At 36.3% G+C, this 22657-nt stretch carries 23 protein-coding genes; 16 read left to right on the forward strand and 7 right to left on the reverse strand.

Features of this window, described 5'->3' with window-relative positions; genetic code table 11:
* Positions 1 to 8 precede the first annotated feature (8 nt).
* From KHA94_RS10405 to KHA94_RS10415, 3 genes are all read right to left on the reverse strand, one after another.
* Positions 9 to 383 carry a 2Fe-2S iron-sulfur cluster-binding protein gene (locus KHA94_RS10405; RefSeq protein WP_213102024.1) on the reverse strand — a complete coding sequence of 125 codons (375 nt, stop codon included), beginning with the start codon at positions 381 to 383 and terminating at the stop codon, positions 9 to 11.
* Between the two features lie 9 nt (positions 384 to 392).
* A complete protein-coding gene (locus KHA94_RS10410) occupies positions 393 to 1184 on the reverse strand; it encodes a family 1 encapsulin nanocompartment shell protein (protein ID WP_213102025.1) in 792 nt (263 codons plus the stop codon).
* Between the two features lie 284 nt (positions 1185 to 1468).
* Positions 1469 to 2032 (reverse strand): IMEF encapsulin system ferritin-like cargo protein, encoded by a 564-nt coding sequence (locus KHA94_RS10415; protein WP_213102026.1) that lies wholly within the window; start codon positions 2030 to 2032, stop codon positions 1469 to 1471.
* A 221-nt stretch (positions 2033 to 2253) separates the two neighbouring features.
* Here KHA94_RS10415 and KHA94_RS10420 point away from each other — a divergent pair, with 221 nt between their 5' ends.
* The 6 genes from KHA94_RS10420 (at position 2254) to KHA94_RS10445 (ending at position 9075) form a co-directional block, all read left to right on the forward strand.
* Positions 2254 to 3126: an ABC transporter ATP-binding protein gene (locus tag KHA94_RS10420; RefSeq protein WP_213102027.1), complete on the forward strand. Its 873-nt coding sequence runs from the start codon at positions 2254 to 2256 to the stop codon at positions 3124 to 3126.
* Between the two features lie 15 nt (positions 3127 to 3141).
* Positions 3142 to 3963, forward strand: coding sequence for an ABC transporter permease subunit (locus KHA94_RS10425; RefSeq protein ID WP_213102028.1), 822 nt, complete (start codon positions 3142 to 3144; stop codon positions 3961 to 3963).
* Positions 3964 to 3979: 16 nt separating this feature from the next.
* The gene (locus KHA94_RS10430; RefSeq protein ID WP_213102029.1) at positions 3980 to 4630 is read left to right on the forward strand and encodes a TetR/AcrR family transcriptional regulator; all 651 of its coding nucleotides are present in this window, start codon (positions 3980 to 3982) and stop codon (positions 4628 to 4630) included.
* Positions 4631 to 4824: 194 nt separating this feature from the next.
* Positions 4825 to 6117, forward strand: a complete 1293-nt coding sequence (locus tag KHA94_RS10435) for a polysaccharide deacetylase family protein (RefSeq protein WP_213102030.1) — start codon at positions 4825 to 4827, stop codon at positions 6115 to 6117.
* An 827-nt stretch (positions 6118 to 6944) separates the two neighbouring features.
* Positions 6945 to 8198, forward strand: coding sequence for a GTPase HflX (gene hflX / locus KHA94_RS10440; RefSeq protein WP_213102031.1), 1254 nt, complete (start codon positions 6945 to 6947; stop codon positions 8196 to 8198).
* Positions 8199 to 8310: 112 nt separating this feature from the next.
* Positions 8311 to 9075, forward strand: coding sequence for a MerR family transcriptional regulator (locus KHA94_RS10445; RefSeq protein ID WP_213102032.1), 765 nt, complete (start codon positions 8311 to 8313; stop codon positions 9073 to 9075).
* Between the two features lie 217 nt (positions 9076 to 9292).
* On the opposite strand, the gene KHA94_RS10450 is transcribed toward KHA94_RS10445, so the two are convergent.
* The 4 genes from KHA94_RS10450 to KHA94_RS10465 form a co-directional block, all read right to left on the reverse strand.
* A complete protein-coding gene (locus tag KHA94_RS10450) occupies positions 9293 to 9841 on the reverse strand; it encodes a CPBP family intramembrane glutamic endopeptidase (RefSeq protein ID WP_213102033.1) in 549 nt (182 codons plus the stop codon).
* 369 nt (positions 9842 to 10210) lie between these two features.
* On the reverse strand, positions 10211 to 11140 hold the full coding sequence (locus KHA94_RS10455) for a copper amine oxidase N-terminal domain-containing protein (RefSeq protein ID WP_213102034.1): 930 nt from the start codon (positions 11138 to 11140) through the stop codon (positions 10211 to 10213).
* Between the two features lie 150 nt (positions 11141 to 11290).
* The gene (locus tag KHA94_RS10460; RefSeq protein ID WP_213102035.1) at positions 11291 to 11650 is read right to left on the reverse strand and encodes an ArsR/SmtB family transcription factor; all 360 of its coding nucleotides are present in this window, start codon (positions 11648 to 11650) and stop codon (positions 11291 to 11293) included.
* Positions 11650 to 12078 (reverse strand): SRPBCC family protein, encoded by a 429-nt coding sequence (locus KHA94_RS10465; protein ID WP_213102283.1) that lies wholly within the window; start codon positions 12076 to 12078, stop codon positions 11650 to 11652. The genes KHA94_RS10460 and KHA94_RS10465 overlap by 1 nt, the downstream gene beginning before the upstream one ends.
* Positions 12079 to 12759: 681 nt before the next feature.
* Between KHA94_RS10465 and KHA94_RS10470 the strand changes: the two genes are divergently transcribed.
* The 10 genes from KHA94_RS10470 (at position 12760) to KHA94_RS10515 (ending at position 22653) form a co-directional block, all read left to right on the forward strand.
* Positions 12760 to 13983, forward strand: a complete 1224-nt coding sequence (locus KHA94_RS10470; protein WP_213102036.1) for an MFS transporter — start codon at positions 12760 to 12762, stop codon at positions 13981 to 13983.
* A gap of 527 nt (positions 13984 to 14510) precedes the next feature.
* Positions 14511 to 15116, forward strand: a complete 606-nt coding sequence (locus KHA94_RS10475; RefSeq protein WP_338030743.1) for a glycerol-3-phosphate responsive antiterminator — start codon at positions 14511 to 14513, stop codon at positions 15114 to 15116.
* 288 nt (positions 15117 to 15404) lie between these two features.
* Entirely contained in the window at positions 15405 to 16691 is a 1287-nt protein-coding gene (locus tag KHA94_RS10480) for an ABC transporter substrate-binding protein (protein ID WP_213102038.1), read from the forward strand.
* A gap of 110 nt (positions 16692 to 16801) precedes the next feature.
* Complete coding sequence (locus tag KHA94_RS10485; protein WP_213102039.1) at positions 16802 to 17932, forward strand: ABC transporter ATP-binding protein; 1131 nt, start codon at positions 16802 to 16804, stop codon at positions 17930 to 17932.
* Positions 17929 to 18798, forward strand: coding sequence for a carbohydrate ABC transporter permease (locus KHA94_RS10490; RefSeq protein WP_213102040.1), 870 nt, complete (start codon positions 17929 to 17931; stop codon positions 18796 to 18798). The genes KHA94_RS10485 and KHA94_RS10490 overlap by 4 nt, the downstream gene beginning before the upstream one ends.
* Positions 18799 to 18839: 41 nt before the next feature.
* Positions 18840 to 19658, forward strand: a complete 819-nt coding sequence (locus KHA94_RS10495; RefSeq protein WP_213102041.1) for a carbohydrate ABC transporter permease — start codon at positions 18840 to 18842, stop codon at positions 19656 to 19658.
* Between the two features lie 28 nt (positions 19659 to 19686).
* Positions 19687 to 20520: a metallophosphoesterase family protein gene (locus KHA94_RS10500; protein ID WP_213102042.1), complete on the forward strand. Its 834-nt coding sequence runs from the start codon at positions 19687 to 19689 to the stop codon at positions 20518 to 20520.
* Positions 20521 to 20548: 28 nt separating this feature from the next.
* Positions 20549 to 21094 carry a 5' nucleotidase, NT5C type gene (locus tag KHA94_RS10505; protein ID WP_420828158.1) on the forward strand — a complete coding sequence of 182 codons (546 nt, stop codon included), beginning with the start codon at positions 20549 to 20551 and terminating at the stop codon, positions 21092 to 21094.
* A gap of 834 nt (positions 21095 to 21928) precedes the next feature.
* A complete protein-coding gene (locus tag KHA94_RS10510; RefSeq protein WP_213102044.1) occupies positions 21929 to 22258 on the forward strand; it encodes a PadR family transcriptional regulator in 330 nt (109 codons plus the stop codon).
* Positions 22255 to 22653, forward strand: coding sequence for a permease prefix domain 1-containing protein (locus KHA94_RS10515; RefSeq protein WP_213102045.1), 399 nt, complete (start codon positions 22255 to 22257; stop codon positions 22651 to 22653). The genes KHA94_RS10510 and KHA94_RS10515 overlap by 4 nt, the downstream gene beginning before the upstream one ends.
* Positions 22654 to 22657 lie beyond the last annotated feature (4 nt).

Consider the following 22657-nt stretch of genomic DNA (forward strand, 5'->3'; position numbering starts at 1 on the left):
TCGTTTTTTTATCTAATCACAGATTGACAAGCTAATCGATACCCATCGTCCAATGCATTCTTTAACTTTTTTTGCTCTATATCATTTGGCGGAAGCAAAAAGGCTGATCCATGATCAATTTTCACTTTACATAAACCACATGTACCTTTACGGCATTTATATTGCAGCTCTTGCCCTTGTTTTAGGGCTGCATCTAATAATAACTGCCCTTTTACTTGCTGAATTTCATAGCGTTTTCCATTTTGTATGAGCATCATACTTTGTATATTGTCTGTAGGGGAACTTTTATGAATGCTTGAACTTGAATACAGTATCTTTAATGATTCTGATACAATATTACTTGGAATGAGCGAGCCAACAGTAAATAATCTACTATCCAACATATATGCTCCCTATTTTTCAGGATTATCAAGAGTGCAAATAGCTGCTGGACGTTTGATTCTGAGTACGACTGTTTCATACACTCGAAATGGATGATTCATTCCTTCATCTCCAAGATATGCTATTTCAAAATCCTCAGAAACGGCCATATCGAGATTATTTCTCCCTGTGTTAATGAGTACGCCAGTTTTTCCTTTTAAAACGGGTGATTGAAATACACCATCTGTAACAAGCTCACGGACATGTTCAATTTCCAATACATTTGTATCCTTATGTACACGGTGCAACAGTGAATAAAGTTCTGGTGACAAAACGAGTGCGTAAGGACCATTATGGTTCATTTCGAGTAATTTATTTCTTGCATCCACAATATCCTGAAAGGCACTTCCTGACTCATACCAATTTCTAATTAAATGGGTTAGCCTGCCTTTGACATTCATTAATCCAGGAATATCAAATTCCTTTGATCCATGAAATATCAATTGGTCCTCTAAAATGGCGACATCACGAGAAGCATTGGCAGCACTTGAAAAATCAATAGGAATGTCTAAAACCTTTGCTTGCTCAATATCACGCCAATAAAGAACAAAATCTTTATAAAGCATAGGAATCGTATAATTTACACGTTTGCCAGGTTCGATATTTGTATCAAACGAGCCTTGAAAATCTATTTTTGCTTCGTGATTTTCTACATAAATATCATTAAAAATGCTCTGTACCCCTCTCCCAAGCGGTCCATATAATTCGATAAACCTGCGCCCAACTAATTGTCTTCGTGCTGCATCAATCACGATTTGCTGCAAATGATTTTATTCCGAATCTGAAAAGGGTAAATCTGGTGTATAACTCATCTCTTTCTCCTCACTTTTTTATTTAAATAAGTTTAAGTTTTTCCAAGTTAGAGAACTGTCTAGCTCCAGCGCCTCCCCCCGACGTACAGGACGTACTAGTGTCGGCAATGCGACAGGACGTCGCGTTTTTGTCGACCTCGAGGTCACAAGCCAATCCTCCCAGAAAGGTAAAGTACACCTTTCCGGGAGGGTTCGTCTTGTGCTTGTCGGGGGTGACCAAGGCGCTTACGCATTTCTTATGTTTTTAAACTGCCAACAGTAAAATCTTTTTTTATTGAACTGACTTTCTTGCCTTGTGCATCATTAGGGAGGGCTAAATGATCATGGTCTTTATCATGATGTGCATGAGGATCCACATAATTATGGTCAAATCGCTTATTAATCTCCAATAGCATTTCTTTTACTTGCTGATAATCATGATAGGCATCCGTTCTTAATTTTTTTAATAATGTACTCCGTTCTTCATCCGTAAACTGAAAAAGTGCTAAATCAAGGTGCTCAACAAAATTATGTAAACCAAACTTTTCAAGGTTTAACTCTTGTAGAAGTCGATTAAATTCATTATTTGTCGGTGAAAATGCTTGTACATCCTCCATACTTTCAAATTTTGAAATAAGAGGGATCAAGACGTCTAACCGTGAAAGCCTCTGTTCCTCTTCCTCATAAATATGATGGTAGTAAAGGCGTTCATGGTCGTCTTTTGCAAATTCAATTACCGGATCAAGCATACTCATAAATTTTTCAATAGCTTCCTTTGTAGTTGAAAAAATTCGATTAAAGATATCTAACTCATCCTTCAATAATTAACACCTCCCAGCTAATAATCGTTACCATTATGGTCAATCGCTATTGGATTTATTACTTTTTCATTGGTTATGTTGATGATTTTTGTTGAGAAATTGCCTGTAAGAGTTTTTTGAAAATTTGCTAAAAATAAATTGACTATCCAGTCAATCGGATTTACAATGATATTGACTGAACAGTCAATTGGTGGATTATCCGAGTAGAGGAGGGTTCATGTATGGCAATTGTAGAATTAAGGAATTTAACAAAATCGTATAGAAAAAACAGGGGTATTATCGATGTTTCTTTTTCAATTGAGGAAGGTGAAGTATTTGGATTTATCGGTCCGAATGGAGCAGGAAAAAGTACAACAATCAGAACTCTATTGAACTTTATCTATCCTACGAGCGGGAGTGCAACGATTTTTGGTAAGAATATTATTAAACATTCACAGGAAATTCGGCAAAATATTGGATACTTGCCGTCAGAAATCCACTATTACGATGATATGAAGGTAGTCGATTTATTGAAATACTCAGCACGGTTTCATAAAAAATTTAGTGCAGAAAGAATGAAGGAATTGGCTTCTAGGCTTGATCTCGATGTAAATCGGAAAATCGAGGATCTTTCGTTTGGAAACAGGAAAAAGGTTGGGATTGTGCAAGCATTGCTTCATGAGCCTAAGCTTATTATTTTAGATGAACCAACAAGCGGATTAGATCCATTAATACAGAATCACTTTTTTGACCTACTTAAAGAAGAGAGAGACAATGGGGCGACGATCTTTTTCTCGTCACATATTCTAAGTGAAGTCCAAAAAATGTGTGATCGTGTGGCAATAATTAAGGATGGTAAGCTTGTTACGGTAGAAACAATTGAGCATTTAACAAAGAATAAGGTGAAAAATATTACGCTAACTCTTGAACATCCAGAACAGCTTCATTTTGAACTGAACGGAATGATCAAAAAAGAAGTAAATGGGAATGCAGTTACCTTGCTTTACAGTGGAGATATTAAGGCACTTCTCAAGCGTTTAAATGATTTGCCGGTTCAAGATGTATTGATTGAAGAGCCGACCTTGGAAGAAGTATTCATGCACTATTATGAATAGTAAGGAGTGAGACAGATGATTTTTATGAGAGAGTTGAAACGAAGCCGGAAATCGTTAATCATTTGGAGCCTTGTACTTGCAGGGTTAATCATATGGCTTTTAAGCATATTTCCACAGTTTGCTGAAGGTCAAAAATCGATGAATGATCTTTTTGAAGCGTATCCAGAATCAATGAAACAAATGTTTGGAATGGATAGGATTAACCTAGGGACATTAATTGGCTTTTATGGGATTGAAATCTATATGATGACAACTCTATTAGGAACTATTTATTCCGCGCTTTTAGCTTCTAATATTCTGGCAAAGGAAGAGAACGAAAAAACGATAGAATTTTTGCTCTCCAAGCCGGTATCAAGAGGCCGAATCGTTTTAGAAAAGCTCCTTGCTGTTGTTGTAAATATCGTGATCTTAAACATTGTTTCAACCATTTCAAGTTTAATAGGTTTTCAGTTTACGAAGGATGCTGATGTACCAGGAAAAACATTTGCCTTGTTAATTATCGCGACACTTTTATTGCATTTAACATTTGCGGCCATTTCCTTCATGCTTTCATCGTTAATGAGGAAAACGAGGAATACATTATCGGCATCGCTTGCCATTGTCATCGTTACCTACTTCTTAAATGTGATGTCAGGCTTATCGGAGGACTTGGATGTCTTAAAATATTTTAGTCCGTTTAAGTATGTAGATGCGGCTAATATTATCAATGAAAATATGTTAGAACCCATTTTTATAGTCCTCATGGCTGCTATTATCATTTTTAGTATTTTCACTGCATTTATGGTATATAGAAAAAAGACATTGCCGTTTAATTGGTCATGTGGTGCTAAACAATAATAAGAGGTGTTCGTCATTGTATTCAGCTTTCGAAAAGCAGCCCCAGGAAAAAAAAGATCTAATTATAAAAGTGGCGTATGAGGAATTTGTGAAGAATGGATATGAGAAGACCACTACAGATATCATTACAAGTAGAGCAGGAATTTCCAAAGGGCTCCTTTTTCATTATTTTAAGAGTAAGAAAAACTTATATCTTTATTTAGTCAATTATGGAATAGAGATTCTCACTGAAGTAACGATGAAGGAACTAAAGGAAGTTAAATCTGATGATTTCTTTGAAAGGGTAAAAGAAATCTATTTATTAAAACGCGATTTTACACAACAATATTTGCATGAAACGATGTTAATCACAGATGCTTTCATTAATCCACCTGTAGCCGTGAAAACGGAAATGGAAAAATTAATGACGAAGTTTTATGAAACATACCAAAAAGACTTTATGCTTGAACATATTTATCTTAAGGATCTTATTCAAACGGATAGGCTTAGAGAAAATGTCTCGGTTGATACAGTAATCAATATGACGATGTTTATTAGCGAACAGCTAGGTAATAAATATCAAGCGCTTTATAAAAGTAATCAATATAATTTTTTCCATGAGCCAGATCCTCTCGTACAAGAATTAAATGATTATCTTCAGATTGTGAAAAATGGAGTTTATAAGTAGTTGGGGAAATTTCGCAAATTTCTTGGTTTTGCTTGTACAGGAATTTATCAAAGCTTTTCACTGCTATAGTATGTTACTAAATATAAAAATTTCTTATAAGCGAACAGCAAACCCCTGAGCCAATTGGCCTCAGGGGATTGGCATAAAGGTTTATAGCAATAATAGATTGGATGAACCTGAGGGAGGTGGACGAATTGTATAAGCAAAGAATAATGACTCTGATATTATGTTTAGTTTTTTTTACCGTAACTTTAGCTTGCCAATCGGAAAAAATACCCCCTGCAGAAAAAACACAGCCGCAGGAGAATGCCTCACACCCTAAAGAGGAGAAGCCTCCCCAAACTGCATATCTGGATGAAGTAATGGCAAGAGCACAAAAAGGGATGACGTCAGATAGTCCGTATAATGTGTTGAATAGCTCGATGAAACAAGTTAAAGCCGAGTGGGGAGAGCCAGATCAAGTCGATAAAGTGGGATTTGGTTATTATGCAACCTACAAGAACAAGAATGTTGTTCTAGGGTTTAATGAGTTAGGACAGGTATTTGATATCCGTTCCTACGCGAAAGATTTAAGAACCGTTACGGTTAAAGAGGCAGAAGAAGCTTTTGGTGAGCCAATGGATATTAGAATGGTAAATGATGAGTATATTTATGTATATAAATTAAATGAAAGCATTGAACTGAAACTGATTATACCAAAAAACATGAAGGGAATTGATCATATATCTGTTTTCAATTCACAAAGGAAAATCGTAAATAAGCATACAGATGACGAGTATAAACTAGATATAAAAGGAAAATCGAATCAGCTAACAGCCCAAGCTTGGGGAAAAATGCAAAATTGGCGAGAGCAAATTGTTCAGTTCTCCAATGAGCATGAAAATGTGTACACAAATGGCCCTAATAAAAAAATGGTGGCTTTAACATTTGATGATGGACCAGATGAGATTGTCACTCCAGCTATAATTGATATATTAAATGAATATAAGGTTAAGGGTAATTTTTTCTTTTTAGGCAGCGAGGTAAAGAAATACCCGGATGTCGTAAAGGAAGCCTATGTTAAAGGTAATTTAGTTTTGAGCCATAGCTACAATCACGTCGATTTAACAAGCTTAAGTAAAGAAAAGATTCAAGCGGAAGTGGACCAGGCAGGAAATGCTATTCAAGCAGTAATAGGGCAAGAGCCAGCTATTCTCCGCACGCCATATGGAGAAACGAATGATAAGGTTGCGTCCATCGCTGAACAAGAAGGCTATTCCATCGTTCTGTGGTCCATTGACACACTTGACTGGTCACAAAAGGAGTCTAGTAATATTGTAAACAACGTAATCGAAAATGTTCGAAATGGGGATATCATTCTAATGCATTCTGATTCCGAAAAGACAGAGACGGCAAAAGCACTCCCTCTTATTATTGAAGCATTGCAAGAACAGAATTTTGAGATAGTAGATCTAGAAACATTATTAGGAGTAAAAGCATATCAGTAAGTAGCGGTGCCCAATTCTTTTGGTGGTTATCGCTCATGAAAGTGATCAGGTGATGCCAAACGAGTCTGTTTTTGTGTGGGGGTGGTCCCAAAAGCACCTGATTGGTGCCTGCGCAAGGTCTTTTTTTCGAAAACCGGTCACCTTCTCCAATTTAGGATTTTGGCTAAGACAATAGGGTTATTCTAAAGAAATTATTGCACTTATATTACCTGAAGTAAACATATATGGGAAATCTATTGTGATATTTATTTTTGCGTGTTAAAATAAATTCAACTTACAAAGAACGGAGGGTTCCCTAGTGTCATATTGCAGACTTCGATTCCAAACTTTTAACCAGTAATTTAATACGGTTAAGGCTCTGCCTGCTGTGCAGAGTAAACGGGATTGGTCTGCCTTTTTAAGGGAACCTAATTTTTCGGCATACGTGAAAAGAGGGGAGAGACGATTCTCCTCTCTTTTTTGTTGTCTAAAAAAATGGAAAAATTTCATATGTTCTAATGGGCTATCTTCATAATTGCCCATCATATGCATGTGAAGACCATTCATCCACCGATTTTGGATGGTTTGTTAACCATCCTTATTAGGTTTATTTTGTTATATTTTTCGTTTACTCAAACACAGGCAGCTAGCTTGTGTTTTTTTAATAATAAAGGAAAACGCAACTTTTTAGAGTTAGAGAAATGTCTAGCTCCAGTGCCTACCCCCTCGAGGTCATAAGCCAGTCCGCCAAGAAGGTTAAAGAACAACCTTCTCGTCGGCCAGTCTTATGCTTGTCGGGGGTGATCAAGGCGCTTACGCTTTTCTAATTTGAACGGAGTGATTAATATATGGAAAGAAAAGCTATTTTAGTAGGTGTGAATGTAAACAATAATCAAGAAGACTTTGTATACTCGATGCAAGAGCTCGGAAATTTAACTGCTGCATGCAATGTCAACGTACTTGGAAAAATGACGCAGAATTTGAATCAAGTAAATAAAAGCCATTACATTGGTACTGGAAAGATACAAGAACTGCATAATTTGCTTAAAGAGAAAGATGCGGATATGGTCATATGCGATGATGAGCTATCTCCTTCGCAAATTCGAAATTTAGAATCGGAGCTTGAATGCGAGGTAATAGACCGTACAATGTTAATCTTAGACATTTTTGCAAGTCGGGCAAAAACGCGAGAGTCCCAGCTTCAAGTAGAAGTGGCAAGGTTAAAATATATGCTTCCTCGACTAATTGGCATGCGCGAATTTTTAGGCCGTCAAGGTGGAGGGGCAGGGTTAAAAAATAGGGGCGCCGGTGAAACAAAATTAGAGCTTGATCGACGGAAAGTAGAAGAGAAAATTGCTAAATTAACAAAAGAGCTTGAGAAGTTAGTGGCACAACGTAAAACGCAAAGAAAGAAGCGCACCAAAAATGAGATTCCAGTCGTTTCACTCGTGGGCTACACGAATGCTGGAAAGTCTACGATCATGAACGCGATGCTTGAAAAATTCAGTCGAGGAGCAGATAAACAAGTTATTGAAAAGAATATGCTGTTCGCCACTTTAGAAACATCTGTCAGAAAAATAAAGCTAAAGAATAATAAAACTTTTTTATTAACGGACACAGTGGGCTTTATCAATAAGCTTCCTCATCATCTCGTAAAAGCATTCCGTTCAACATTAGAAGAAGTGATAGAAGCAGATTTGCTCATTCATGTGATTGATTATTCGAATCCTTATCATGAGGAACAGAAGAAGCTTACGAATCATGTATTAGCCGATATTGGTATCAAAGATATTCCGATTATCTATGCCTATAATAAAGCTGATTTAATGGAGGGAAGCTTTCCATCTATTCATCATGATCGAGTATATTTGTCGGCTAAAAATAGGATTGGATTGGATCAACTAAGCCAACTCATTAGTAATCAAATTTTTGATGATTATATTAATTGTGAATTCCTTATTCCTTACTCAGAAGGAGAAGTTGTCTCATATTTTAATGAACAAAGTCATGTTCTAACAACTGAATATGAGGCTAGTGGAACGCTCCTCAAGGTGGACTGCAGGAAAGCGGATGCCGAGAAATATCAGCAGTATATAAGATGAATAGAAAAACTAAAAAACAATTAAAAATAGCTGTTGACCTTCACGTTGCGTAAAGGTGTAAATTTTAATTATAGAAGGTTTAACTTCTTGAATTAAAAAAGGAGGTGAGCGAATGGAATATACAGTGCAAAAGCTAGCAAGATTAGCAGGTGTCAGCACCCGAACCTTAAGGTATTATGATGAAATTGAAATTCTTAAGCCGGCAAGAATTAATTCATCTGGATACCGGATTTATGGGCAAGAGGAGGTTGACCGATTACAGCAAATTCTTTTTTACAGGGAACTAGGCGTTAGTTTAGATAGCATAAAGAATATCGTTACTTCGCCTTCGTTTGAGGGAGCGATTGCACTGAAAGAACATCGCGAAAAACTCCTTGAAAAAAGACAACAATTAGATTTGCTCATCGCCAATGTTGAGAAAACAATTGCTTTAACGGAAGGGAGAATTCATATGTCAGATAAAGAGAAATTTGAAGGGTTTAAGAAAAAAATGGTCGAGGACAATGAGAAAAAATACGGGAAAGAAATTCGTGACAAGTACGGAAACGATATAGTTGATAAATCCAATGCCAAGTTTATGAACATGACTCAGAAAGAGAATGAAGAAGTGACGAACTTGGCGAATGAGGTCCAGGTGACATTAGCTAAAGCATTTGCAACAGGGGATCCAGCGAGTGAATTAGCTCAGAAAGCAACAGATTTGCATAAGCAATGGCTATGCTACTATTGGAGCGAATACAGCAAGGAAGCACATGCTGGACTTGCACAAATGTATGTTGATGATGAAAGATTTACAGCTCATTATGATAAAGAGCAGCCGGGAACAGCTGAATTTCTAAGAGATGCTATTCTTATTTATACAGGAATGAAACAATAATCGATTTAAAAACTGTGATTATTAAAATTTAAGCAAGACTTAAGCCCGGTTCTGTATTAAAGGATCGGGTTATTTTTATTTGTCGTGCCGCTTCCATTCTTTTTTGCAGGAAAACACACGATGAGCCCGTTATTATCATTTTATCCGTATAACGGTAACAAAGAGTCCATCAATGAGCCCATAAAAATTAATCAATATATGCTCGCCCGTATTTCCTTTAAGTCCCTAAAACAAGGAATACAATCGGCATTATCCCGAATGTGATATTGACGATGAAATGACAGATGATTAAAGGAAATAGCCTTTTTTGTTTGTGATAGATAATCCCGCTGCCGATTCCCCATAAAAAGAATGCAACAGCATATACAATAGCCCCCTGTAGAGTAGTCGCTAAGATAATATGTTGCAATGCAAAACCTATGGACGGAATGACAATGCCGATCCATACTTTTTCGTACTCTTTGATAAAAAGTGGCTGGGAATATCCTCGATACATGAGCTCTTCAATGGGTGCATTTAAAAAAGGGAAAATTGCGGATACGCTAGCAGTCATCCATATTAGCCATCTCGGTACTGCTAAAGAAATGGATTCTTCATCCCCCACAAAGACTGTTTGAAAGTGCTGGAATAAATCCGTTCCATATAGGAGAAACATCGTTCCCGTAACTGCCAACAGAAAAGGAATATATAAGACAAGTAACCACAAAAAACCGAATAAAATATCTTTTACTAAAAAATCAGAACGAAATCCGATTAATTTTTTCATTGATTGGCCTTCTTTTTTTAATAGAAGATACAACAATATAAAACAAACGATATTGACGATTGTAAAGGAAAGTGTTGATAGGATAGGGAGTAAAGTGAAAGCAGATTTTTTTCCCAAAAAATGAAACAATAAATACAGAACCATTAAACAGATAAAGAGCAAAGGTAGTCTGATAAATGCTACTAGCCATGCTTTTTTCAAGGAAATCACCTGCTCATTAAGTGTAATTTATTCATTATATAAAGATGGATAGTAGTGATTTATGAAAAATATTCCTATTCATTGAAAAGGGATAACTGCACAGCAAAAAAGCTGATCCAAATTGCAGGTAAAACAAGATTTGGGCCAGCTTTACTTATAAAAGATAAATTATTTCATTAACAACATGTCAAGGAATTCCTCTGATACATAGGATTTCCCATTTTTAATTTCAGGAGCTACGTCAAAATATTTTATACTACGATTGTAACTGTATTCCTTCTTGCCAATTGAGATAAGAAATGAGCGATTTTGCTTACTTACTAAAAAGTTTTTCTGTTTATCATTCCATTTCACATTGTAGCCTAAATGCTCTGCTACTTTTCTAATAGGGATCATTTTTGTTTCGTCTTTAAAATAATGGTCTTCATCAATAATCTGTTGCATTTCCACCAACTTTTCGTCAGTATACTCTAGAGCAATGATCTTTACAGGGGTTGTTTGGGCTGGAATGCTTCTGGTTGAGATATTGTAGAATACGATTAATTCCTTGCCTGTTAGGTCAGCTTTCTTAATTGTTTCTCCCTTTTCATTTAAGAGTATTGTATCTTTAGAAATATTCAATTTAAGCTCATTATCAAGGCTTATGAGATTTTTATCATATTTTGATATTTTAATTTGTCCCATCTCTTTGCCGTTCACAATCATTACTTCAGGTGTAATGGTAGCAGGATAAATAAGAGGCATTGGCTTATTTTTATCATAATAGGCTTCGACCTTCATTCCTTTTTCAAGTGTATCTTTTTTATGTTTTTCTCCTTTGCCGTTGTCGAAAAGCAATACTTCATCTGTGATTGGGAAAACCATTTCTAAGGATTCATTTTGATTTTCAACCAGTAACCGAGATGATTTCTTATCTTTTTCAATATTCTTAATGGTTCCAGAAAATTTGATGAATTTGGATGTCTCGATTTGTTGAGCAGGTTCTTTTATAGAGATCCCTTTTGTGTCTGCAGGTTTATTGGCAGCAAATCCTGAATGATTGCTAAATGCCAATCCAGAAACCAAAGCTGCTGTTGCTAATATACCTATTCTTTTCATTTGTCTCCTCCTTGAATTTTTTCCGGTTCTCCTTGAATAAGACGTTAAGTGAAAGGAAAGGTTACAATTTGAATTAAATATAATATTTTCCAATTAAAAACGAACAGTGACTGGCACTGTTCGCAAAAAAATGAAATGTGTATTCCTATTTTAGCTTTCATATTCTGCTTTTATTACTTTCAATTCTTCTTTTTCTCCTTTTTCAACTACATGCTTTAGAATCGATAGCTTGTTGCCCCAGAATTGATCGAAATAAGAAAGCCATTGTTTTAGTTCAGAGAAAGGTTCTGGCTGCAATCGATAACGCTTTTCTCTGCCGACTTTTTTCCCCACAACCAATTCGGCTTCTGATAGAACATGAAGATGCTTTGCGATGGCAGTTCTGCTCATTGGAAAGTGGGAGGTGATTTCTGAAATCGGCCGTTCTTTCTCAGCAAGTAATTTCAGAACCTCTCTACGGGTGGGATCGGCAATCGCTTGATAAATATCGTACTTTTGTAAAGCAGACATTAACCTTCAACGACTTTACGAAGTTTTTCATTAACAATCGCTTCCCAGCCGCCATTCATTCTATCACGAATAACAGCAGCATTTTCCCCTGCTTTTGGAACAACTGTATCAGATTGATTCCATCCGCCATGAATCAGTGTAAACTCCGTCTTGTCCCCAATTTCCTTTAGTGTAAATGAAACGATCCAACCATCTGTATCCCAAGAAAAGGATAGATGATATGGAGCATTGATTTCTAATACTTTACATGGAGATGGACCAAATGGCGATTGTATATGGAACTCATGTCCCACCTCTAGTTGAAAGTCATTTTGCATGAACCATGATGCAATTCCTTCTGAAGTAGATACAACATCCCATACTTTTTGAATAGGAGCTTCAAAAATAATTGTTTTCTTTATGTCAGGTACTTTATTTTCCATTTCAATGATCTCTCTTTCTAGAATTAATATGAAACTAATTGGTTTCTCTTTTTTGATTATATACAACCATTTGGTTTTATGTCAATAAAATAATTAACATGAATTGGTTGAGATAGTATAGTCTCTGTAGAAATGCATTTTTCCAACCATCTATTATCGTGACAATTGAGAATGACCAACACGGTAGATCTACGAAAAAATCGATGATTAATTTGCCTGCTTAACTTAAATTTAATAATTTTTGTAAAAAAAATACAAAATAAAACTTGAAAATCAAAATAAAAAAGTGTAAGATATTTACACTATTACACGAGAGGGTGACCATAGGGCGATGATCAACTAATCCCGTTTTCAAAAGTACATTCGTAAATTTGCGAAGTCATATTTGAATGGGATTAGTCTATACTTTTTTAGAAAAAAGATGATCATTACAATAGTACTGGTGTGCTATGTCTTTTTCTATGGTTTTTGACGACTCCCATCCAAAATGGCGGATGGGAGTTTATTATGTCTAGCGTAAGCAGCCTGCCAGAAACAATCCGTTCTTTGATTGTTACGAAGGCGCTTCGGCTATTCTTGTTCTATAGAAAAATGTTAAGCGTTGAGAGAGAGGTTTCAATCAAGGATTCGGTTCATTCGCCGTTCTTTCTCCTATCCTACCTCTCACCTTCAGAAAAGAGGAATGTTATGTCACAATTATTAAAAAATCGTTTTGTTCGGGCCATTTTCCTATCTTCCTTGTTTCTTCAGGTAGGAATCTGGGTTCGAAATTTTGCTGTGCTTTTATTCGTTATGGAAAAAACAAATGGAGATGCCTTTGCGGTTTCGATGATTTCAGTTGCTGAATTTGCACCTATTTTCATCTTCTCCTTTATTGGAGGAACCTTTGCTGACCGCTGGCGGCCGAAGAGAACCATGATCTGGTGTGATATTTTAAGTGCCATTTCTGTGTTTGCGGTATTAATTACGCTTGTGTTTGGATCATGGAAAATTATCTTCTTTGCTACATTAATTTCAGCTATATTATCACAGTTCTCTCAGCCATCTGGAATGAAATTATTTAAGATGCATTTGGGTGAAGAATTGATTCAATCAGCTATGGCTATTTATCAAACCATTTTTGCTGTTTTTATGGTTTTTGGACCAGTGCTTGGAACCTTTATTTTCCAACAATTTGGAATCGACGTGTCTATTGCAATTACTGGAGTTGCGTTCCTTCTTTCAGCAGTAATGCTTGCATTTATTCCTGCTGACCATTCTATGGAAAATGAAAAGAAAGAGTCAACATTACTTGAGGAAATGAAAAGCGGAATTCGCTATGTGATGTCTAAAAAGGAATTGAAGCTTCTTGGTCTTTGTTTTATGGCAGCCGGACTTGCAATTGGTTTAATTCAGCCCCTGAACATTTTCCTTGTTACAGAGCGGTTAGAATTACCGAAAGAAAATTTGCAATGGCTATTAATGGCGAACGGAATCGGAATGATCGTAGGCGGTGCTGCATCTGTGATGTTCTCAAAGTCGGTTCCACCGCAAAGGCTGTTAATGCTTGGGATGCTAGCGAATGCCATTGGTATGGCTGTAGTCGGGTATTCAACCAATTTGCCTATTACACTAGGGGCTGAATTCTTTAACGGATTATTCTTCCCATGTATTCAAATTGGGATAAATACAATGATCCTGCAAAATACAAAGTCTGAATTTATTGGAAGAGTGAACGGTACACTTAGTCCACTTTTCACTGGATCCATGGTATTAACCATGAGTATCGCAGGTGTTTTAAAGGAATCATTCTCGATCATTTTCATGTTCGAATTAGCAGCGATTCTATTTGTATTTGGACTTCTCGCTATATTGCCAATATACAATTTGAAAGCTCCGAACCAAGAAAAAGTAATGTTAGCAAAAGATTAAGGAGTTCAAGGGACAGATTTTTTTCAAAGTCTGTCCCTATTTAAGCTAATAGGGGTACAGGTGCCACACGAAGAAAAAGCCGTGGCTATGGAAATGATTAGCTGGGATTAATCACCCATTTGGAAAAATTTTCAGATGTGGCAGGTTATTCCTTGAATCGTTTCCGTACCCCAATTTAGTGTAAAAGATTCAACTCCTCGTGAAGCACGAACTGTGTGGCATCATCGATGAAGGTGACCAGATACACTTGCTTCATGGAGCTCCCTAGCCGATAGGATGATAGGATCCATACTCGAGTCATATTGACTCATGCCTTATTCAGTATTATTCTTAAAAACGGGAATAGCCCAATAAAATCTTCATCTAATTAATGGGAAACTTCGTTAGTGATCTGATATGGTCAAAATCCAGTTTTTCTTGTCAACTCAATTCTTTGAATAAAGAGACAATGATACATTTGAACAAGAAGAGTGGATCGGACTTAAGAAAGAAAACCAATGTCTTACCAATTAGAGGAGGCTATTTTGGTGAAATTTAAGAAAAATGATTTTTATCAACGTTTGGAACAGCATAAATTAATTGCGGTCGTGAATGATCCTTCACAAATTGAGAAAGTGATTAAATATAAAGAGCATATTAGTGCTGTTACATTAATGACGGGAAATATCTTAACGGTTAAAAGGTATATAGATATACTACAAAAAGAAGAGATTCCAGTTATCCTGCATATTGAGAAAATAGAAGGTTTAAAAGCAGATCATTACGGAGTTGATTTTATTATTGAGTATGTCAAACCTTTTGGAATTTTAACGACGAAAAAAAGCGTAATGAAACAGGCGAAATCAAAAGGGGCTTTTGTCATACAGATGGTGTTTTTATTCGATACTGGGATTTATCATAACATACTAGATAGTCTGGATGATATCAAAGTCGATATGCTTGAAATCATGCCTTGCAGAGCTACCGACCTTTTAGAGGAAATTGTCAGGTTATCTCCAGTACCTGTTGTTACTGGTGGATTGCTAACTGATATACGTTATGCAAAAGAAGCATTATCGATAGGTGTTGCTTCGTTAGCAACAACAAACGTAGAAATATGGAAACGAGGCGTGTATGGATTATTAAATGAATGATGCAATTCAGTTAGAGGGCTATTTTGGGGGATAAGAGTATTTACCGAATTATGACAGATAGGTTGACAAAATCTTTACAAGCAGTTAATAGGAGCTCAATATTTAGTGTATATGATGAAACTATAAAGTGAATAGCAAGTTGGCAACAATAGGAGATGCCGTAAATACCTTATTTATTTAAGGTTATTTACGGTCTTTTTTTATCTTATTTTTAGATAGGAGTTGGTTCAAAATATTTAAAGTTCAAAGATACTAATAAAAAAAAGTTAACATTTGGAGGGAACAACATTGAAAAAATTATTGGCAATCTTTCTAGCAGTAGCATTATCTTTTTCAGTAACCGCTTGCTCATCAACGAAGGAAGTAGCTACTGGAGAAAAAGAAAAAATTGAATTGAATTATTGGTTTGCGTATGGTGGTCCAACAGAAGAGGCAAACAAAGGGTTAGTTGAAAAATTTAACAATTCCCAAGATGCCATTCATGTAACAGCAACAAATCAAGGCTCTTATTCTGATGTAAATTCAAAAGTGCAGGCATCTATTGCTGCAGGTAATTCTCCTGACATATTTGTGGGTCAAAATATAATGATGGAAACTTTCGCGAAAGAGGGGATGATCGAGAGTTTAACTCCGTTCGTCAAAGCTGATTCTGAAGAAGTCAAAATTGAAGACTTTATACCAGGCCTACTCGGCAATTCCTATGTGGATGATCAAATGTATGGTCTGCCATACTTAGTAAGTACACCATTATTGTATGTAAACAAAACAATGCTTGATAAAGCAGGAATTGATGTTAGCCAGTTGGAAACGTGGGAAGGTTTCTCCCAGGCAGCAAGAAAACTTTCGAAAGATGGAGTAAAAGCTGTTTCCATGGAATCGGATATCTGGATCTACGAGGCATTTATCGCTCAAGCTGGTGGAAGCATGGTAAATAAGGATGGCACACAATATACTTTCAATGAAAAACCGGGTGTTGAAGCGCTTGATTTTATGAGGGATCTCGTCATTGATGGAGCATGGAAAGTTCCAGTTGGTGATAATGCATCAGATGTTGCATTTCAGGATTTTGCAAGTCAAAAGTCTGTTTTCCGGTTTGCTTCCACAGCAAATTTAACGCAAATGATACAAGCAGCTGAAGAAAATGGATTTGAACTAACTGCACTCATGTTACCTAAAAATGTAAAGCAAGCTGTTAATACTGGTGGAAGCAATATCGTTATGATGGCTGGTCTGGATGAAGAAAAGAAACAAGCTGCATGGGAATTTATTAAATTTATGACAGGTACCGAGCAAAACCTTTATGCAAGTAAAGTTACTGGTTATTTGCCTACTCGTTATTCGTCTATTGAATCGGATGAAAGACAAAAACTTCATGCAGAACAACCAATGTATAAAGTTGCGGTTGATCAATTGAAGTATGCGGAACCTCGTCCAATGATCCCTGGTTATAACGAAATTGAAAAAAAGGTTTATCCACAGGAAGTGGAGAGACTTATCATTGATCACTCTATCGACACGAAGCAAGGATTAGATAGAGCGGTAGATAGAAGCAATGCACTCTTAAAAAACAAATAATCTATATCAAAATATAAAAAAACGATCATTACGTTAGAATCTTTGTTTTGAGGACATAGATTCTACGCAATGATCATTAAAAAGATATGATCAATGGGAAGGGTGTAAAAATGGCAGGGATTAAAATAAAAAATGTATCAAAAACCTACCAGAATACAAATGAAAGAGTGCCAAAAAGAATACATATATTTAAGAAGAAAATAAAAGAAAATACAAGGAATGTACAGGTGATTGACAAGATAAACCTGGATATAAAGGATGGATCATTCACGGTATTAGTAGGACCTTCAGGGTGTGGAAAGTCTACCATGCTTCGGATGATCGCTGGTTTGGAAGATATCACAGAAGGTGAAGTATGGGTTGGAGATAAATTAGTCAATCACATGTCACCTGGTGACCGAAATATTTCCATGGTGTTTCAAAATTATGCATTATACCCGACCATGACTGTGAGGCAGAATATTGAATTCAGTCTAGAAAATATAAAGGTACCAAAAGTGGAAAGAGATCGAATGGTCAAGGATGTTGCCGAAACAGTGGGCCTAATGGAATACTTGGATACGAAACCAGGCAAACTCTCAGGAGGTCAAAGACAACGTGTTGCATTAGCTAGAGCAATTGTTAAAAGGCCCGATGTATATATATTTGACGAACCGCTCTCGAACTTGGATGCAAAATTAAGAGCAGAAATGCGGACCGAACTCATTCAAATGCATGAAAAACTGAAGACAACTTTTATTTATGTTACACATGATCAAGTTGAAGCTATGTCGATGGCAGACGAAATTGTACTGATGAACAGAGGGGAAATTATGCAGATAGGCTCCCCTGTAGACATTTACAATGATCCAAAGAATATATTTGTAGCTCAATTTATGGGGACACCTTCGATGAATGTTATGCCGATTGGCGAATTAATAAATCGATTGGAACCTCATTTCCAACATGTATCTTATTTTGGCTTTCGACCCGAGAAAGGTATTCTATTAGGTCGTTCAATACTTCATTCCTATGAAATTGAGATTGCCAGCAAAATTTTAACGAGAGAAATCCTCGGTGCAGAAACGATCTATAAGATAGAAAATAAATATGGAGTACAAAATATTAAAACTACCGAGACTCATTATTCTCTAGGAGAAGAAGTGAATCTTTGTTTATCACTTGATTCCTTGTACTACTTTGATCACGATGAACAAAGAGTTTACGCTGACAAAACCGTTTTAGAGGCGGGCATATCATGAGAAAGCATCAAATAACGCCATATATTTTCATAGCACCCGCCATCCTCGTTTTCAGTGTCTTTTATATATATCCCTTAATGTATATGGGGTATTTAAGTTTTCATAGTTGGAATTTTATCAGTGTGGAAAAGCCATTTGTAGGATTAGATAATTATATTCGCATCTTTTCTGATCCTATTTTCTATGAAACGGTGTGGAATACGTTAAAATATGCATTTTTTACAGTTGCTCTTATCGTAATCATTGCAATACCTTTAGCCATTTGGTTAAACCAAAAAGGCAGAATCTTTACTGCTGCTCAAGGAGCTGTATTTAGTCCCCATATTATTTCATTAGTTTCCGTTTCGATGATATGGATGTGGATCATGGATGTGGATTATGGGCTGCTTAATTGGATTGTTTCTTTATTTGGAGTCAAGTCTGTCGGCTGGTTAACGAATCCAAATGTGGCAATGTATTCGTTGATTTTTGTCTCTGTCTGGAAAAGCTTGGGCTACTATACCTTAATTATTATTGCAGCTTTGCAGAGCATTCCAAAAGACCTCTATGAGGCTGCAGCTATAGATAAAGCTTCCAAATGGAGGGTATTCAGTAAAATTACTTTTCCAATGTTAACACCAACTATCTTTTTTATTTCGATCATTGCTTTGATAAATTCAATCCAGGTATTTGAAACCATTGATATTATGACTGGAGGTGGGCCAATCAATTCCACTACTACCTTGGTCTATTACATCTATGAAGAAGGATTTAACAATTTTCATTTAGGAACAGCTTCTGCAGCCGGAATGGTGTTATTGTTTATTTTAATGTTGCTTACGATTTTATACTTTAAAGTGTTGAGTAACAGAGTTCATTATCAATAGAGAGTCCAAGCATTTTTATCATTAGATGGGGAGGCCAATGGATGAGTAATCTAAAGAAAATACTTACGAGAATTGGTTTGGTGGCGGTGATCATATTTTTCGCCTTTCCGTTTGTTTGGTTGGTTTCTTCGAGTGTAAAAACGGTAGCGGAAACATTGTCCATTCCACCAACTCTGGTTCCAGAAAATTTTCAATGGAATAACTTTGTTAGCGCTTGGAATTCAGGACCATTTCTCCAATTCCTAATCAACAGTATTCTCGTGACTTTCGGAGTGCTGGTGCTTCAAGTCATTACCGTTGTTCCTGCAGCTTATGCATTTGCCCGATACGAATTTACTGGAAAGAAAATCCTTTGGGCGATTACCTTAATTACGTTAATGATTCCATTGCAATTAATCTTTTTACCCGTATTTTTGCAGTTGAGCAGCTGGGGAATATTAGATAGTTTATGGGGTTTGATTTTGCCTTTTGCCTCGGGGGCATTCGGTATTTTCATGTTGAGACAGACTTTTATGCAAGTACCAAATGAAATTCTTGATGCTGCAAGATTGGATAAAGCATCAGAGTTAAAAATTGTTTGGAAAATCATGATGCCACTTTCAAAACCAACGATTATTACGATGTTGCTATTTACCTTCATTTCCAGATGGAATGATTATTTCTGGCCTTTAGTAATGACTACGACAGAAAATGCGAGAACACTTCCAGTTGGTGTTGCAATGCTCCGTACATCCGAGACTGGGGTGGATTGGAATATTGTAATGGCTGCAAATGTCATCCTTGTTATTCCCATATTAATTGTTTATTTCTTTGCACAAAAGAGAATCATCCAAGCGTTTACTTACACAGGTGTTAAATAAAATAGATGAGATACGAGGAGGAATTAGTATGAAAATAGCGGTCATGGGGGATTTGCACTATCCTAGCAGACATGGAGTAACCAAAAGATTAGAAGAACATGTAATCGAGAGCAGAGACTCTTTTTATCCCAACTATCTCAAGTCTTTCTTTAACCAGGAAGCTGATTTGTACGTATCGGTTGGTGATTTGACGAACTTTGGTACAAAAGACGAGTTTGAAGAAGTATATGAATACATTCGCAGCTATAACAAACCCTTTTACCAAACTCTTGGAAATCACGATGTATATAGCATGTCCCGTCGTGAAGTATTGGAATTAACCAAGATGAATGGGAATCTTATCATGGAAGAAGAAGCTATTTTACTATTATTGGAAACAGGAAGAGAATTGGACACAGTTAATTTTGATGGTTGGGTAACGAATGAGCAGTTAGAATGGTTGGAAAAAGTAATTGATGATTCTGGGGAAAAAACAATGATCGTCTTTGCCCATCATCCAATCTATGATACGACTGCACACTCCAATAAAAATATGCTCTCGATCCATCCATCCATTGATTTGTGGTCAGTCCTGAATAAGAAAAGAGGAAAGGGTATATACGTTAACGGGCATACACATGCAGACTCTATTGTAGAAAAAGAGAATTGGACATTTGTTCAAATTTCAGCAGTTTTAGACGATCAAAGTGTTCGAATTCTGGAAATTGATCATGATCAATTTTCTGTTACTGCAATTGATGTATCTGATGATGAGTCAATTAAGCTAGCAACGACGATTGGCAATGCCATTGAAAGATTTACTCTGTTTCCTCAAGGTGTTTGTACAACTTTAAATCGCAATAAATTAGTCAAATTACGTTAAAACAGAGACGAAGTTACTTGAGAGGAGTATTATCTTGAAAAGAATCGCAATTGATATGGATGAAGTCATGGCCGACACGATCCATAAAAGCTTGCTTGTATTTAATGAAAAATTTAATATGCATGTAACAAGGGAAGACTTAACAGGAGCCAAGTTGGATCATTTGTTTCCACATTTAGAAGAAGAGTTTAATCAAATCTATAATCATCCAGATTTTTTTCGAGATTTGCCCGTTATGGAAAATTGCCGAGAAACCATTTTAGAGTTAAGCGAACACTATGAAATTGTGATCGCAACAGCAGCGATGGAGGTACCTGGATCCTTTCAAGCGAAATATGAATGGTTAAAAGAGCATTTTGAGTTCTTAGATGATCAATATTTTGTCTTTTGTGGAAATAAAAGTGTTATTCAGGCAGACTTTTTAATAGATGATAATATCTATCAACTAAATAGCTTTAAGAACCAAGGCATACTTTATACTGCAGAACACAATATCAATGAAGAATATAATGTCCGGTGTAATGATTGGTTTGAAATAAAGAAGTATTTTATGGATAGTTTGGCTCAATTATAGTCTATTCATTTCATAGACTAAATCCATACATCTTACCCCGGAAATTGACAGCCTAAGCTATCTTGCTGGTGGGGTCTGTCAAGAATTTTGGATAAACGTAAAACAATGCACCCTGAGTGGATCTAAAGTTTCGATAAAGTCTCTGCTTAAAAGATAGCTTAGGCAAAACTTAAGGCATTCGCCAAAGGACTTGACGAACCCCGTGTTAGTTAAGGGAATATTCGTAAATAGTAAAAAGTGTTGTAAGGGAAAACACAGTCATTACATGCAATGACTGTGTTTTTTTTATTGTATAGAAAATTATAATTTTCGCTATCTGTTGATAACTTGAGATATAGTTCATCTACGTTCAGCTCCAGCGCCTACCTCCGACGTACAGGACGTACTAGTGTCGACAATGCGACAGGACGTCGCGCTTTTGTCGACCTCGAGGTCACAAGCTTGTCTAGTTACGGCTCCTAGGGACTCGCGTCATAAGCCGATCCCTTCCAGAAGACAAAGAACGTCTTCTTACAGAGCTCGTCTTATGCAGTCGTCCCTAAACAGTCGCCTTCACATTTCGATCAATCCTCCCAGAAAGGTAAAGAACACCTTTCCGTGAGGCTCGTCTTGTGCTTGTCGGAGGTGAGCACAAAGGAAAGCTTCTTTGAATATTCATCTCAGGAACAATTTGTCCTTTAATTGTTCCGAAGGCGCTTGCGCATTTGTTCTGTCCAAATTTGCCCTGTTTTACAAAAACTTCAAAAAAATTCGCAAAATTACTTTGACAGATAGAGTAATTTAAAGTAATATTACTCCATCAGATAGAATAGTGGATGAACAGGATGTGTCAATATGATCAGAAGTGATATCATTCGCGGACATTTGGATTCGATCATTTTGCGGCTGATTCTTGAAGAAGACAGATATGGATATGAAATATCAAAGGAAATCAGTTCACGTACAGATAATCGATTTCAAATAAAAGAGGCAACATTATATGCAGTGTTTCAGAGATTAGAGAAAAAAGAGCTTATTGAATCTTATTTAGGCAGTGTTTCGAAAGGCGGGAAGAGAAAATACTATAGAATTACATCGCTGGGAAAAGCATATTTAAAAGAAATGATTAACGAGTGGAATGAAATAAAGGATATTATGGATTTATTTTTGGAGGGATTACAGTGAAAAAGCTGAAAAATCATGTGGATGAGTTATTCAAAGATATTCCTGATAGTCAGGAAAAAAGAGCAATAAAGCAAGAGGTACTGGAAAATCTTGAAGAGAAAGTGTCAGATTTAATGGAATTTGGAAAAGAAGAGGAAGATGCAATTAATAAAGCAATCGTTGATTTTGGCGATATTGAGGAATTGAAAAAAGAGCTAGGTATGAAGCAACCAGTAAAGAAAACCCATTCAAAATTAAATTTAATGTATTCCATTTGGGGAAGCGTTCTAATCATTGCACTTTTTCTTTTTATTAATGTTTATTACACTCCAGATAATATATGGTTTGTTTATCCGACATTTGCGATATTGTGGTGGCCGTTGACGATGTATTTTAAGTGGCAGCGTTCAAAATAAGGGG

Origin of the sequence: Cytobacillus citreus, from assembly GCF_018343665.1 — a bacterium.
In the GTDB taxonomy this organism is placed as follows: domain Bacteria; phylum Bacillota; class Bacilli; order Bacillales; family Cytobacillaceae; genus Cytobacillus; species Cytobacillus citreus.

Coding starts and splice junctions, on each gene's coding strand:
- KHA94_RS10470 (WP_213102036.1), top strand. CDS start 12,760: ATGTCACAATTATTAAAAAATCGTTTTGTTCGGGCCATTTTCCTATCT.
- KHA94_RS10495 (WP_213102041.1), top strand. CDS start 18,840: ATGAGTAATCTAAAGAAAATACTTACGAGAATTGGTTTGGTGGCGGTG.
- KHA94_RS10405 (WP_213102024.1), bottom strand. CDS start 383: ATGTTGGATAGTAGATTATTTACTGTTGGCTCGCTCATTCCAAGTAAT.
- KHA94_RS10445 (WP_213102032.1), top strand. CDS start 8,311: ATGGAATATACAGTGCAAAAGCTAGCAAGATTAGCAGGTGTCAGCACC.
- KHA94_RS10490 (WP_213102040.1), top strand. CDS start 17,929: ATGAGAAAGCATCAAATAACGCCATATATTTTCATAGCACCCGCCATC.
- KHA94_RS10425 (WP_213102028.1), top strand. CDS start 3,142: ATGATTTTTATGAGAGAGTTGAAACGAAGCCGGAAATCGTTAATCATT.
- KHA94_RS10510 (WP_213102044.1), top strand. CDS start 21,929: ATGATCAGAAGTGATATCATTCGCGGACATTTGGATTCGATCATTTTG.
- KHA94_RS10420 (WP_213102027.1), top strand. CDS start 2,254: ATGGCAATTGTAGAATTAAGGAATTTAACAAAATCGTATAGAAAAAAC.
- KHA94_RS10460 (WP_213102035.1), bottom strand. CDS start 11,650: ATGTCTGCTTTACAAAAGTACGATATTTATCAAGCGATTGCCGATCCC.
- hflX (WP_213102031.1), top strand. CDS start 6,945: ATGGAAAGAAAAGCTATTTTAGTAGGTGTGAATGTAAACAATAATCAA.
- KHA94_RS10485 (WP_213102039.1), top strand. CDS start 16,802: ATGGCAGGGATTAAAATAAAAAATGTATCAAAAACCTACCAGAATACA.
- KHA94_RS10500 (WP_213102042.1), top strand. CDS start 19,687: ATGAAAATAGCGGTCATGGGGGATTTGCACTATCCTAGCAGACATGGA.
- KHA94_RS10455 (WP_213102034.1), bottom strand. CDS start 11,140: ATGAAAAGAATAGGTATATTAGCAACAGCAGCTTTGGTTTCTGGATTG.
- KHA94_RS10450 (WP_213102033.1), bottom strand. CDS start 9,841: ATGAAAAAATTAATCGGATTTCGTTCTGATTTTTTAGTAAAAGATATT.